10 protein-coding genes are annotated in these 12877 nt (G+C 63.9%); 7 read left to right on the top strand and 3 right to left on the bottom strand.

Features of this window, described 5'->3' with window-relative positions; all coding sequences use genetic code 11:
* Positions 1 to 37: 37 nt before the first annotated feature.
* Positions 38 to 2740: a type VI secretion system ATPase TssH gene (gene tssH / locus QCE64_RS23275; RefSeq protein ID WP_310006478.1), complete on the bottom strand. Its 2703-nt coding sequence runs from the start codon at positions 2738 to 2740 to the stop codon at positions 38 to 40.
* Positions 2741 to 3538: 798 nt separating this feature from the next.
* Between tssH and QCE64_RS23280 the strand changes: the two genes are divergently transcribed.
* Genes QCE64_RS23280 through QCE64_RS23300 form a run of 5 tightly spaced genes read left to right on the top strand, consistent with a single transcriptional unit; the run spans position 3539 to position 8631 of the window.
* Positions 3539 to 4027 carry a TagK domain-containing protein gene (locus tag QCE64_RS23280; RefSeq protein ID WP_309924025.1) on the top strand — a complete coding sequence of 163 codons (489 nt, stop codon included), beginning with the start codon at positions 3539 to 3541 and terminating at the stop codon, positions 4025 to 4027.
* Positions 4024 to 4542: a type VI secretion system baseplate subunit TssE gene (gene tssE, locus QCE64_RS23285; protein ID WP_309924027.1), complete on the top strand. Its 519-nt coding sequence runs from the start codon at positions 4024 to 4026 to the stop codon at positions 4540 to 4542. The genes QCE64_RS23280 and tssE overlap by 4 nt, the downstream gene beginning before the upstream one ends.
* A gap of 53 nt (positions 4543 to 4595) precedes the next feature.
* Complete coding sequence (gene tssF / locus QCE64_RS23290; protein ID WP_310006479.1) at positions 4596 to 6491, top strand: type VI secretion system baseplate subunit TssF; 1896 nt, start codon at positions 4596 to 4598, stop codon at positions 6489 to 6491.
* Positions 6491 to 7597, top strand: coding sequence for a type VI secretion system baseplate subunit TssG (gene tssG / locus QCE64_RS23295; protein WP_310006480.1), 1107 nt, complete (start codon positions 6491 to 6493; stop codon positions 7595 to 7597). Before tssF ends, tssG begins: the two co-directional genes overlap by 1 nt.
* Positions 7594 to 8631 (top strand): type VI secretion system ImpA family N-terminal domain-containing protein, encoded by a 1038-nt coding sequence (locus tag QCE64_RS23300; RefSeq protein WP_310006481.1) that lies wholly within the window; start codon positions 7594 to 7596, stop codon positions 8629 to 8631. The genes tssG and QCE64_RS23300 overlap by 4 nt, the downstream gene beginning before the upstream one ends.
* 30 nt (positions 8632 to 8661) lie before the next feature.
* Here the strand turns inward: QCE64_RS23300 and QCE64_RS23305 are convergent, their stop codons facing one another.
* Positions 8662 to 9066: a hypothetical protein gene (locus QCE64_RS23305; protein ID WP_309924036.1), complete on the bottom strand. Its 405-nt coding sequence runs from the start codon at positions 9064 to 9066 to the stop codon at positions 8662 to 8664.
* Complete coding sequence (locus QCE64_RS23310) at positions 9063 to 10478, bottom strand: GMC oxidoreductase (protein ID WP_309924037.1); 1416 nt, start codon at positions 10476 to 10478, stop codon at positions 9063 to 9065. The genes QCE64_RS23305 and QCE64_RS23310 overlap by 4 nt, the downstream gene beginning before the upstream one ends.
* A 404-nt stretch (positions 10479 to 10882) precedes the next feature.
* Between QCE64_RS23310 and QCE64_RS23315 the strand changes: the two genes are divergently transcribed.
* Complete coding sequence (locus tag QCE64_RS23315) at positions 10883 to 11731, top strand: ABC transporter permease (RefSeq protein WP_309924039.1); 849 nt, start codon at positions 10883 to 10885, stop codon at positions 11729 to 11731.
* A gap of 40 nt (positions 11732 to 11771) precedes the next feature.
* Positions 11772 to 12875, top strand: a complete 1104-nt coding sequence (gene wecB, locus QCE64_RS23320) for a non-hydrolyzing UDP-N-acetylglucosamine 2-epimerase (protein ID WP_309816352.1) — start codon at positions 11772 to 11774, stop codon at positions 12873 to 12875.
* Positions 12876 to 12877: the final 2 nt, after the last annotated feature.

Consider the following 12877-nt stretch of genomic DNA (forward strand, 5'->3'; position numbering starts at 1 on the left):
AAAAGCGGGGAATTGGTGATGAAAGAGTGAGCGCCAACTAGAGAACGACGTCTGCGGCATGCGACGGTGGCGACGGCTCGGTGAGCGCGAAGACGATGGCCGCGGCAGGGTCGAGCAGCGGATCGCCGACGTCGGCATCGATCCGCGTGATCGGCCGCTGCGCTGCCATTGCGTCAAGCCACAGCCCGGACAGACGCGGCAGCACATGCTTTTCGATGAAGCCGATGAGCACCCGCGCACCTGTTTCCTGCACCAGGCAGCGGCTGACGATGTAATCCGCCAGGCGTTCGCTGCACACGAGCGAGATGCCGTGGCCTTCCGCCATGCGGCGTACGACGCGATTCAGATGCAGCCTCACGATGACGGCAAGCGATGCCTGCGCGAGCGGGCGGTAGGGCACGACGGTCACGCGGCCGAGAAATGCCGGCGGGAAGGTCTTCAGCAGTTCGGGCGTGAGCGCTGCCTGCAACGTGTCCTGATCGGGCGCAAGCGCGGGGTCCGCGCACAGGCTCGCGATGCGTTCCGCGCCGGCGTTGCTCGTGAGCAGGATGGTGGTGTTGCGGAAGTCGATATGGCGCCCGTCCGCGTCTTCCATGTAGCCCTTGTCGAACACCTGGAAGAACATCTCGTGCACGTCGCGATGCGCCTTCTCGATCTCGTCAAGCAAGAGCACCGCGTAGGGACGGCGCCGCACCGCCTCGGTCAGAACACCGCCCTCGCCGGACCCGACATAACCCGGCGGCGCACCCTTGAGACCGGAGACGCTGTGCGCTTCCTGATACTCGCTCATGTTGATGGTGATGAGATTCTGCTCACCGCCATACAGCGCTTCGGCCAGCGCCAGCGCCGTTTCCGTCTTGCCGACGCCCGATGGCCCGGCGAGCAGGAATACGCCCACCGGCTTGTGGGGATCGGCGAGCCCGGCGCGCGCGGTCTGGATGCGTTCTCCGATCAGCGCAAGCGACGCAGGCTGACCGATCACGCGCGCCGCCAGCGTGCCGGACAACGCGCGGATGGCCATGATCTCGTCGGTGACCATGCGGCCCACGGGAATGCCGGTCCAGTCCGCAACGACGGCGGCCACGACGGCTTCGTTCACCTCCGGAAACACGAGTGGCGTTTCGCCTTGCAGTACGTGCAGGCCCTGTTCGAGCTGGCGAAGTTCGGCGGGCGTGGGACGAGACCTGGCCGCTGCAAGGTCGGGGACTGGTGTCAACGCCGCTTCGCGGGCACTGACGAGCGCTTCCGCCGCGGCGGACTGCGCCTGCCAGTGCGCCTCGAGCGCGCCTTGCTCGGTCAGCAGGGTATCGATGCGGGCGCGGGCCTCTTGCATGGCGCGTCCCGGCTCCAGGCCGATGCGCGCCTCTTGTTCGAGCAGGTCGAGTTCGACTCGCGCCGCCTGCAAGCGCTCAGTCAGTTGCAGGAGTTCACGCGGCGGCGCTTGCTGTGAGAGCGCAACGCGCGCACAGGCGGTATCCAGCAGGCTGATTGCCTTGTCGGGCAGCTGGCGAGACGGGATATACCGGTGCGAAAGCCGGACCGATGCCCGGATCGCCTCGTCGCGCACGATCACGCGATGATGGCGCGCGAACATCCCGGCCAGCCCGCGCACCATCTCGATCGCCGCGGCTTCGTGCGGTTCGGCGATTTGCAGGACCTGAAAGCGCCGCGTGAGCGCCGGGTCCTTTTCGATATGACGCTTGTACTCCGCCCACGTAGTCGCGCCGATGATCCGCACCGCACCGCGCGCAAGGGCGGGCTTGAGCAGATTGGCCGCGTCGCCGGTGCCGGCCTGGCCGCCCGCGCCGACGAGCGTATGAATCTCGTCGACGAACAGGATGACCGGCGCCGGCGATTTGCTTGCCGCTTCGAGCACGCCCTTGAGGCGGGCTTCGAATTCGCCCTTCATGCTGGCGCCCGCCAGCAGCGCGCCGACGTCGAGCGACAGCAAACGGACATCGGCGAGCACCCGTGGCACGTCGCCGCTTGCGATGGCCAGCGCGAATCCTTCCACCACGGCGGTCTTGCCGACGCCGGCCTCGCCGGTCAGCAACGGATGATTTTGCCGTCGGCGCAGCAGGACATCGGTCAGCGTGCGGATTTCCTGATCGCGGCCGCTGATGGCGTCGATCTCGCCGCTGCGCGCGAGCGCCGTGAGGTCGGTGCAATATTGTTCGAGCACGCCTTCAGGCGTTGCGCTCACGGCTCGGGACGCCTCACCCGGCAGCGCCGGATCGAAGGCGCTGCCGTCGTAGGGCAGGTCGGCGGCTTCGGGCGAACCGGCAGCCCATGAGGCAAAGGTTTCGTCGAGGTTCTCGGAGGGAAGACGCATGAACTCCCGCGATACTGCCAGCAGCTCCCGTCGCAATTCCGGTGTGCCCGCGAGCGCGGCCAGCAGCCATGCGCCGCGAATGCGCCGCTCGTTGCGCCCGAGCGACGCGATCACCCAGGCGCGTTCGACTGCCATCTCGACGGGATGCGAGAAATCGCTGATGGAACTCGCGCCCGCCGGAAGTGAGCGCAGTGTGCGCACCAGATCCTGTTCCAGCGTTTCGTACTCGATGCCAGCATGCCGCACGATGCGATGCAGGTCGCTGTCGGTCAGCTGAAGCAATTGATGAATCCAGTGCGCCAGTTCCACATAGGGATTGCCGCGCAACTTGCAGAACGTGGTCGCGGACTCAATGCCGCGAAACAGCGTCACGTCCAACTTTCCGAATAACGTCTGGCGAGAAATCATTTTCGTACGCGCGCCTGATTCACGCCCATGAATATGCATTCAGGGGGTGCGTTGAGTTTGTGTTTTATTCCGGGCCCGAATGAAAGCAGATGCTGATGCAATCCTCTTTTCTTTTTCGGAATCGATGTTATGAAGCCAATCATGGATTTCGATTCTCTAAACGTCAAGCGGGCTTCGTGACTCTACTTATCCCAGATATTCAAATGTCAAAAGGCAGTAGATTCGCCGGAAAAGCCATTTTCAGATACATTTAATATTTAAAATCAATGTGGTATCTATGTACTGCCATGCTGCGCGCAGGCCCTGCCCAGAGGCGAAGGCGGCCAGGCTTGCTTGAGTAAAATCCTAATCCGCAGATTTTCCTATTACTAAATCGTACAAAAAATCACAATCGAACGTAGCCGAAGATTCTGATTACGCTGAATCAAGGTCTGAAGGTATGGACAGGCATAATCAATTCATGCGCTAATTCCCTCAATCAGGATCAGGCTGGATTAAAAGCCTGTTCAGGCTAGTTTTAACTCGCGGTATTTTCGCGGGCATCGAGGAGCGCCACTCTGGCGGCGAACGTGTGAGGGTTATCGAATGCTGTTTGAATCAATCTTCAAGCGTCGTTTTTCCATGCGCGAATGCGTGGAGCCGACGTTATCCGCCGCGCCTTCGTCTTCATTCCTTCGGGCGGACGCAGGCCCTTTCGTCCCGGTTCGCAAGGACGCCGACCTCAACGCGGCGCGCCAGGGCGCACGCGCGAGTCCGACACCTTCCGCGAGTCTTGATGCAGACGCACTGATCGCCGCCTTGCACACGGGCTATTACGAGGCACTCCACTCGGCCGGTAGTCAGGCGGGCAGCGCATGGGAGGCGGCGGAGTCAGTGGCTGATCGCGATGATCAGGAAGGCGCGTCGTCCGAAAGCAGCAGCGCAGACGAAGGGATCGGTTCGGAATCAATCAGTGTGTTTCTGGGTGAGGCGCAGCGCGTCGAAGACGCTTTTGGCCCCTTGGGCGACAGCCTCGCGTCAGGCGGCGTGGACATGAGCATTCCGCCCACGCCAGAAATCCTGCGGCTCTTCGCGCCGGCCGAGCATCCGGCCGACCCCGCCGGCCATGCTCAAACGCCGCCGCGCCGCTTCACGGCGCCGCCCGCGCTTGCGCGCCGCGAGCATCATGCACTCGCCCTCGACAGCTGGTTGCCCGACCTTCACGCCGGGACGGAGCGGGATACCGCGCGCACCGTCAGCGAAGCCGGCGCGCGCACGCCGGACCTGAATGGCGAGCATCCGGCATGAGCGAAGTCAGGTTGCCGCGTCGGGCGGAAAGCCATCTGCTGCCCACGCTGATCGATCGCCTGCGCGACGACGCGCCGCAACGTCAGAAAGAGGTGCCTGGCGAATACACGGTGACGCGCGCGCAACTCCGCGACATTATCCAGCGCGACCTTGCCTACCTGCTGAACGCGACCAGCGCCGGGCCGTTGATCGACGCCGTGCGGCATCCGCATGTCGCGGCCTCCACGGTCAATTTCGGCGTGCCGCCGCTGGCGGGCGCGTACGTCGCGTCGGGTCGATGGGCGGAGATCGAGAAGGCGGTCAGTCTGGCCATCGTGCGCTTCGAACCGCGCCTGATACCCGAGTCGCTGCGCATCGTGCCGCGTGTGCAGGGTGAGCGTCTTGCACGGCATGGCGAAGTCGCCTTCGAGATTCATGGTCTGGTGCGGGCCGAGCCGTATCCGCTCGAATTCATGGTGCAGAGTTCGCTTTGCCTGGAATCGAGCCGCCTGCTGGCCTGCCCGAAGCAAGCCTGAGACTGCCCCGGACCGCATCGAACCGAACCGACCGAACCAGCACCGAACGCCGCATGGACCCGCGACTCCTCGATTACTACAACCAGGAACTGATCTACCTGCGTGAGAGCGCAGGGGAATTCGCGCAGGCTCATCCGAAGATCGCGCGGCGCCTCGGGCTGCAATCCGGCGAAATGACCGATCCTTACGTGGAGCGCCTGATCGAGTCCTTCTGCTTCATGTCCGCGCGCATGCGCCTCAAGCTCGACGCGGAATTCCCCCGCTTTACCCAGCGCCTGCTCGAGGTCATCTACCCGAACTATGTGTCGCCAACACCGTCGATGGCTGTCGTGCAGATCCATCCGTCCGATACCGCCGGCGCTCTGAACGACGGACCTGTATTACCTCGCGGCACGACGTTGAAGACCCGCGAGGCTGATGGAGAAGCCACGTGCTGTACGTTCCGCACGAGCCAGGACGTGGCCCTGTATCCGCTGGAGATCGTGGATGCGCGGCTGACCGGCGTTCCGCCCGATATCCCGCGGCTCGACCGGTTCGTGCCCGGCCAGGCGCAGATTCGCGGCGCGCTGCGTCTGCGCCTCCGCACCACGGACCAATCGAACATCGCTACTCTGACCAAGCTGGACCGCCTGCCGGTCTACCTGGCGGGCGACGAAACCGTGGCGTCGCATCTGTTCGAACTCGTGCACGCGGCGGGCATCGTGTCGATCGTCGGTGAACCGGGACACTTCGGCGACGCGAGCCAGCCATTCGCCGCAGTCCAGACGAACGCCGTGGTGCACGAAGGACTCGGACTCGATCAGGGACTGCTGCCGCTCACGTGGTCCAAATTTCATGGCCATAACCTCCTGCACGAATACTTCGCGTGCCCCAGTCGCTTCCTGTTCTTCACGCTGACCGGCCTGACGGAAGGGCTCGCCCGGACGCGCGGGCAGGAAGCCGAAATCGTCGTGCTGCTCGACCGGGCATTCGACCAGTTGAACAATCTCGTCGACGCGGCGCGCTTCGCGCTCTTCTGCACGCCCGTCGTCAATCTGTTCCTCGACAGGCTTGACCGCGTCGACATCTCGGCGGCCAACACCGAAATCCATCTGGTGCCGAAGCGGCAAGCCCCGCTCGACTACGAGGTCCATTCCGTCGAGCGCGTTTATGGGCGTCCGCCGGAGTCTTCAACCCGGTTCGAATTCCGGCCGCTCTATCAGACGCTCAACCACGACGAAGGCAATCACGGACGCTATTTTTCCGTGCGCCGCGAACGGCGTCTGCTGTCGGACCGGACCCGGCGCTATGGCACGCGCACGTCCTATATCGGCAGCGAGACCTTCGTTTCGCTCGTGGATCAGCAGGAGGCGCCCTATCACGAAAACCTGCGGATTCTCGAAGCCGACGCCTGGCTCACCAACCGTGACCTGCCCCTGCTCATACCGCGCAACGGCGTCAACGACTTCACGCCGCTCGAGGACGGCAGTGCGCCGGTCAAGAGCATCGGCCTGATCCGGCGGCCCAGCGCGCCGCGTCCGCCTTGCGCGGAAGGCGAGATCGCCTGGCGGCTGATCCGCCAGTTGAACTTCAATTACCTGCCGCTCGAGGAAATCGATCACCGGCCGGGAGGGCAAGGCCTGCGCGACATGCTCAGGCTCTTTCTGGGCAGCCACGACGTCGAACAGCACCGGCAGGTGGAGAGTCTCATCGGCGTGAAGACGAACGCCGTCACGCGCAAGCTGCCCGGCAGCGGACCGCTCGTATTCGGACGCGGCATCGAATGTTGTCTGACGGTGGACGAAAGCGGGTTTTCCGGAGCCAGTCCTTATCTGTTCGGCCTGATCCTCGAGCACTACCTCGCGCGTCACGTGTCCATCAACTCGTTCACGCAAACGGAGCTGGTGTCGATGCAGCGCGGCCGCATCATGCGCTGGCCGGTCCGCATGGGCACGCGCGGGGTGGCGTGATGGTGCGCAGACCGTCCACGATGCTGTTGTGCGAATCGGCCCTGTCGGCGGCGCTGCTCGAACGCCTTCAGAACGAGCCCTGGCGCTTCGGCTTTCTCGCGCTGGTGCGCCGGATCAGCGCGGACGCGCGCATTCATCCGGTCGGCACCGCGGCGCGTCCGGGCGCCGAGCCGTTCCGGCTGGGACAGCAGCCCAGCCTGGCGTTCGCACCGCGCGAGATCGCGAGCGTCGGTGAAATCGACGGCCGCCTGCATCTCCGTCTGTTCGGACTCGGCATGCTCGGGCCGAACGGACCGTTACCCATTCATGTCACCGAGATCGCGCGTGAACGCGAAGAAGCCCGGCGCGACTCCACCCTGAGCCGGTTCCTCGACATCTTTCACCATCGCTATCTGACGCTGCTGTATCGCGCGTGGAGCACGGCGCAGGCAGCGGCCGGGCTGGATCGCGCGGACGACGAAAGCTTTTCGTTCTATGTGGCGTGCCTGACCGGACAGGCGCGCGGCGAGATTGCCGGGCGACGCTGGCCCGCGCACGCACAACTGGCCGCTTCCGCCAATCTGGTGCGGGAGGCGCGCAACCCCGACGGACTGCGCATGACAATCGAACATTACTTCGGCGTGCCGGTGAGTCTCGACGAATACGTGTTCCACTGGGTCAAGGTCGCGCGCGAGGAGCAGACCCGGCTGGGCCTGCCGGGCCCCGCGTCGGTGATGGGTGACGGCGCCATGCTCGGCGAACAGGCGCCAGACCGGCAGTTCCGCTTCCGCATCGTGATCGGGCCGGTGGGGATCGATGAATATCTGCGCTTCACCCCGCGCGGCGCGGCCTTGCCGGAACTCGTCGATATCGTGCGCAGCTTCGTGGGCCGGGAGTTCCAGTGGGAACTCGTGCTGCGCATCAGGGCGGACAGTGCGCCCCGCGCGCGAATTGGCGGGACCGAGCAACTGGGCTGGTCGGGCTGGCTCGGTTCCTCGGCGGACGGCAAGCCCGTCACCGGGATGCGCTTCGATCCCGAAGACTATGCTGGTCAGACCGAGCCGAACATCGCGGCTAAGCACGATGAGTCAGTGCGGAGCGGTTCGGCGATCGGGAGAAGATCATGAGCAAGAAGCGCGGCTCGACGCCGCAGCCGGACACGCAAGATGACTGGATGACGCCGCTCGACCCCGCCGCGCCGTGTGGCGTGGACCTCGAATACGACCCCGAATGCGTCGTGCTGTTCGCTCAGGCGGTGGCGCGTGCCGATGCCCAGTACGGCGACTTCGTCGGCACGGCGGATCCCGTGAACTGGAGCGAGGTCGAACGCGATTGCCGCCGGCTCATGCAGCGCAGCAAGGATATCCGTCTGGCCATCCTGTTCACGCGTTGCCGCACGCGGCTCGCGGGCGGGCAGGGACTGGCGGACGGACTGGGTGTGCTGTCGGCGTGGCTGTCATCGTATGCCGACACGATTCATCCGCAACAGGGCGTGGATGAAGACCGGGACGCCGCGCAGGAGATCCGCATGAACGCGTTGCAAACGCTGACCGATACGAACGGTCTGCTTGCCGATGTGCGGAATATCGCGTTGATGCGCTCGTCGGCGGCGCGTCTGCAGGTACGCGACGTCGAGCGCGCCTTTGCGCAGCCGAGACCGAATGACGCGTTGTCGGCGCAGTCCGTGAAGCAACAATTGCGCGACCTGCGCATCCGGCAGCCCGAAACGCTCGCGGGTTTCGATCTGGCGCTCCACAGTCTTGGCCTCATCGATGCCTGGAACCGCGAGCAACTGGGCGCATTCGCAGCCGATCTCGTGCCCTTGAAACGCGTGCTCGAACGCGTCGTGGGCGAGGGGCCAGTGGAGCGGGCGGTAGTGGAACTCGAAGAACCTGAGGAAGCGGAAAAACTTGAGCAGGCGTCAAGCCCGGCAAACTCGTCGCCACTACCCGACGCCCCGCACGTTGAAAGCACCTTGCCCGGACGCGACGCCGCGCTGCACGCCATTCGCGACGCCCGTCACTGGTTCGAAGCGCATGAGCCCAGCAGCCCGATCCCCGTGTTGTTGCGCCGCGCGGAACGGTTCGTCGGCAAGCGCTACGGGGAAGCCGTCAAGGCTATTCCCGCTGCCGTGCTTGCGGAGTGGGAGGCTGAGCCGTGACCCGATCGGCATCAGCGCCCAATCCGGTCCTCAGCAAGCCGCGCGGAAGCGGTCGGCGGTCAGCGCGCCGCTCGACAAGCCCATCAGCAGCATCTCGGTCTGCGTCACGGAAACGCCCGCCTTCTCGACGAACCGGTTCTGCCGCATGTCGCCGCTGACCGACGCCGCCACGGCGGAGCGGAGCGCGGCATCGCCGGCATCGCCCGACTGGGTTCCGAGCGAGGCGAGCAGGGTCTTGGCGGCGGGCGCGAGCGGCTCCCATTGCAGCTCGGCCGTCCATTCCGGCACGGATGCGATGTTCTGTTTGGCGAAGGTCACGAGCCGGTCGATCGACGCGCCTTGCGCGCTCGAACATGATCCGGCCTCGTTGCGGCACGCGGCAAGCGACAGACCGAGAGCCGGCAGTACGGCAATGAAGCGACGGCGAGAGATCATATTTGCTTTTGCTGGGAGGCGAGGTGGTCGCCCAGGCGGATCGCCAGGGCAACGATGGTGTAGGTCGGATTGGCGAAACCGCCGGTCGGGAACACGGAGCTGCCGGCCATGAAGACGTTGTCGACGCCGAACACGCGGCAGTCCGCATCGACCACGCCCTTGTCCGGCGTTTGCGCCATGCGCGTGGTGCCGTGCAGGTGGCCCACCGCGACGATCGACGCCTCCGTGGTCGGCGAAACCCACGCGTGCGCGCCGTTTGCCATCAGCCACGTCTTCGCGGCATCGACAATCTTCTTCTGCGCAGTCAGGTCGAGCGTCAGGTGACCGTCGTTCTTGCGCTTGAGCGTGTCGTCGTCGAGCACCGAAAAGTCTTTCGAATGCACCGTCTGCTCCATGCCGAGCGTGGCAATGTAGACGGCCGGCTCGACGCCGTAGATCGCCTTGTAGTTCCTGGCGATCGCCGCTTCACGGCTGTCGAGCTTGTCCGCCGGGACCGCCGAGAGCTGGAAGTTGAAATCAGTGAGCTTGTTCTTGACGAGGAAGTCCGCTGTGGGCATCAGCGAGATGAACGACGACGACTGGTATTGCTTCTTCGTCAGTTCCTGCGCCAGTTCCGGCGCGAACAGGATTTTCGCGAGCGAATAGCAATGCGGATGCTCGAAGAAGTACCTGCCGACATTCGCGGACGTGGCATCGGACACGCCCAGTTCGGCGGCTGAGCGCGCCAGCAGCCGCGCGTTGCCCACCGCGCCCGCAGCCAGCACGATGGCCTTGCCGCACTTGAGCGTGCGCGCTTCGCCGCCCACCGACAGTTCCAGCGCTTCCGCGTGGCCGTGGCGGCCCTTGATCGACAGCACCGTCACGCCTTGCACCAGCGTGATCTTCGGCGACTTCTCGATGTGTTCGCTGAAGTCCTTGCCGTAGCGCACCGGCGGCGAGAACCGGAAGGCCTTGACGTTCAGCTGATCGAAGCCGCTCACCGGAATGGCGTCGACGAGCGAGGCCTCGTAGTCGGGAATCTTGAGCCACGTGCCCGCGCGGCCATAGAACGGCGTGAGGTCCGCGCGCTTCAGCGGCCACTGGGGATAGTCCGCGATGTCCGTGCGCGACATCGACATCTCGCGCATGGTCGTGCACCAGCCACCCCAAACGTTTGATCCGCCGCCCAGTTGACGGCGAATGTGCAGCTGGGCATAGGAGTCGGCGACACCGTAGTCCGCGCCCTTGAAGCCGTCCGTCAGGACGTTCCATTGTTCCGTCTTGCTGGCCTCGCCCGATTCGAGCAGGACGCTCGGAACACCACGCTCTTCCAGCGCGTAGGCCACGGCGAGCGCGGCGGGGCCGGAGCCGACAATCACGACTTGAGACTGCAATGCACCAGAGCTGGCCAATTCCGTAAAGGCAGTGAGCACGTTTGATTCCGTTGATGTGACGGCTTGTTTCGAGCAGACTCGCTGCGTTCTACGAAACGAGCAAGTCGAAATCACCGCCGAGGAAAAAAGTGCGCACATTCTGCCATAACGATTCCGCTACCCGAATAACCGATCCTTGCCGAACCCGTTAATCGGTTCAGGTCAGGGTCGTGCGGACGGCACGGGCAAACACCCCTGCCCATGAACAAGGCAGCGGGTGGAGTGCGGCACACGACTCACGTATATTACGGGCAGCCGTGTTTGAGTTCGTGACCCGCTGGACAGCAACACGCTCCTATAGAATGAAGTAAGAACAAGTTACTCATAATTGTTGTTTTTGTTACCGAAATGCGGGCCATGCGGTAACAATAGCCACATCGAAACTGAAGGATGAATCGCCACACATGAGCGTCACTTATCGACATGACGGCCGCGATGAAGGTCGCAAGCGCGCGCACTTCAGCACTTTGTTTGCCGTGCCATGGCGAAATCGCCGGCTGATCTATGAATTGACCAAGCGGGACATTCTGGGCCGCTATCGCGGCTCCGTGATGGGCCTCGCATGGTCCATCGTGCAGCCGCTCATCATGCTCGCCATGTACACGGTGGTTTTCGGCACGCTGCTGAAGTCGCGCTGGCCCGGAACCACGGACAGTTTTCAATTCGCCGTCATTTTGTTTTCGGGGCTCATGCTGTTCAACTTCTTCGCGGAATGTCTGAATCGGGCGCCGACCATCATTACGTCGAATCCCAACTATGTGACGAAACTGATTTTCCCGCTTGAAATCCTGCCGTGGATTTCCGTGGCGTCCGCCGCGTTTCATCTGCTGATGAGCATCGTCGTGTGGGTCGCGTTCGCGTTGTATGTGTATGGCCGCATTCACTGGACCATCGTATTTCTTCCGGTGGTTTTCATCCCGCTCGCGATAGTGAGCGCAGGCGTAGGCTGGTTGTTTGCCGCCACCGGCGTGTATATCCGCGACCTTACTTATGTGACCGGTCTGCTTTCGTCGATGCTGATGTTTCTTTCGCCCATTTTCTATTCGCTGGATAATCTCTCGCCTGCTTTCCGCACGCTGATTCTCGCCAATCCGCTGACGTTCATCGTCGAGCAGACGCGGGTCGTGCTGGTGAAGGGCGACCTGCCGGATTTCATGGGCATCGGCCTGTATCTGGTGGGAAGCGTCGTCTTCGCCTGGCTGTGCCTGGCCTGGTTCCAGAAAGCGCGCGAAGGTTTCGCGGACGTCCTCTAGTCTGTCATCACATTCAACACCTGGTTTTTACGGAATCGTCGTGAACAAACGCAAGATCTTAGTCACTGTCGGGACGCGTCCCGAAGCCGTCAAGATGGCGCCGCTCATCGGGCGGCTGCAGAAGGAAGACTGGGCCGAGTGCCGCGTGCTCGCCACCGCCCAGCATCGCGGCATGCTGGACCAGGTGCTCGACCTGTTCAAGATCCACGCCGATGTGGATCTCGACATCATGCAGCCCAACCAGTCGCTGCCCGAACTGACTTCGCGGCTCATCACGCGGCTCGACCAGGTTCTCGAAGTGGAAAAGCCGGACGTCCTGCTGGCGCAAGGCGACACCACGACCGTGCTCACGGCCGCGCTCGCGTGCTTCTACCGGCGCATTCCGTTCGGCCACGTCGAAGCGGGACTGCGCACCGGCGACCTGGACAATCCGTTCCCGGAAGAGATGAACCGCGTCGTCGCGAGCCGGCTGGCGCGCTGGCATTTCGCGCCGACGCAAAGCTCGCGCCAGAATCTGCTGCGCGAGGGCGTGGACGACGCCTCGATCTTCGTGACCGGCAACACCGTGATCGACGCGCTGCTCGACGTGGCCAGCCGCTGCGACGGCGAGGCGCCTTATCAGGGCGAGCGCCGCCTGATCCTGGTGACGTCGCATCGCCGCGAGAATTTCGGTGAAGGCTTCCGGAACATCCTGCGCGCGATCAAGGCGGTCGCGGATGCCAACGAGGACACACACATCCTCTATCCGGTGCATCCGAATCCCAACGTGCGCGATCCGGCGTACGAACACCTCGGCGGCCATCCGCGCATCACGCTGTGCGAGCCGCTGTCGTACCTGCCGTTCGTCGCGGCGATGAAGCAGGCTTACCTGATCCTGACCGACTCGGGCGGCGTGCAGGAAGAAGCGCCCGCGCTGGGCAAGCCGGTGCTGGTCATGCGCCGCGAGACCGAGCGTCCGGAAGCCGTCGAGCATGAAGTGGTGAAGCTGGTGGGTACGGACTATGACGAGATCGTCTCGAGCGTGCAGCGCCTGCTCGACGACCCGGCCGAGTACAAGCGCATGGCGCGCGGCGTGTCGCCTTATGGCGACGGGCTGGCGTCGGGGCGTATCGTCGATGTCCTCAAGCAGTATTTCGGAGCGTAAGC

This window comes from Caballeronia sp. LZ043 (genome assembly GCF_031451075.1).
In the GTDB taxonomy this organism is placed as follows: domain Bacteria; phylum Pseudomonadota; class Gammaproteobacteria; order Burkholderiales; family Burkholderiaceae; genus Caballeronia.

Bases quoted from the DNA above. Each gene is read 5' to 3' on its own strand.
- tssH (WP_310006478.1), bottom strand. From the start codon at position 2,740: ATGATTTCTCGCCAGACGTTATTCGGAAAGTTGGACGTGACGCTGTTT.
- tssE (WP_309924027.1), top strand. From the start codon at position 4,024: ATGAGCGAAGTCAGGTTGCCGCGTCGGGCGGAAAGCCATCTGCTGCCC.
- tssF (WP_310006479.1), top strand. From the start codon at position 4,596: ATGGACCCGCGACTCCTCGATTACTACAACCAGGAACTGATCTACCTG.
- tssG (WP_310006480.1), top strand. From the start codon at position 6,491: ATGGTGCGCAGACCGTCCACGATGCTGTTGTGCGAATCGGCCCTGTCG.
- QCE64_RS23300 (WP_310006481.1), top strand. From the start codon at position 7,594: ATGAGCAAGAAGCGCGGCTCGACGCCGCAGCCGGACACGCAAGATGAC.
- QCE64_RS23305 (WP_309924036.1), bottom strand. From the start codon at position 9,066: ATGATCTCTCGCCGTCGCTTCATTGCCGTACTGCCGGCTCTCGGTCTG.
- QCE64_RS23315 (WP_309924039.1), top strand. From the start codon at position 10,883: ATGAGCGTCACTTATCGACATGACGGCCGCGATGAAGGTCGCAAGCGC.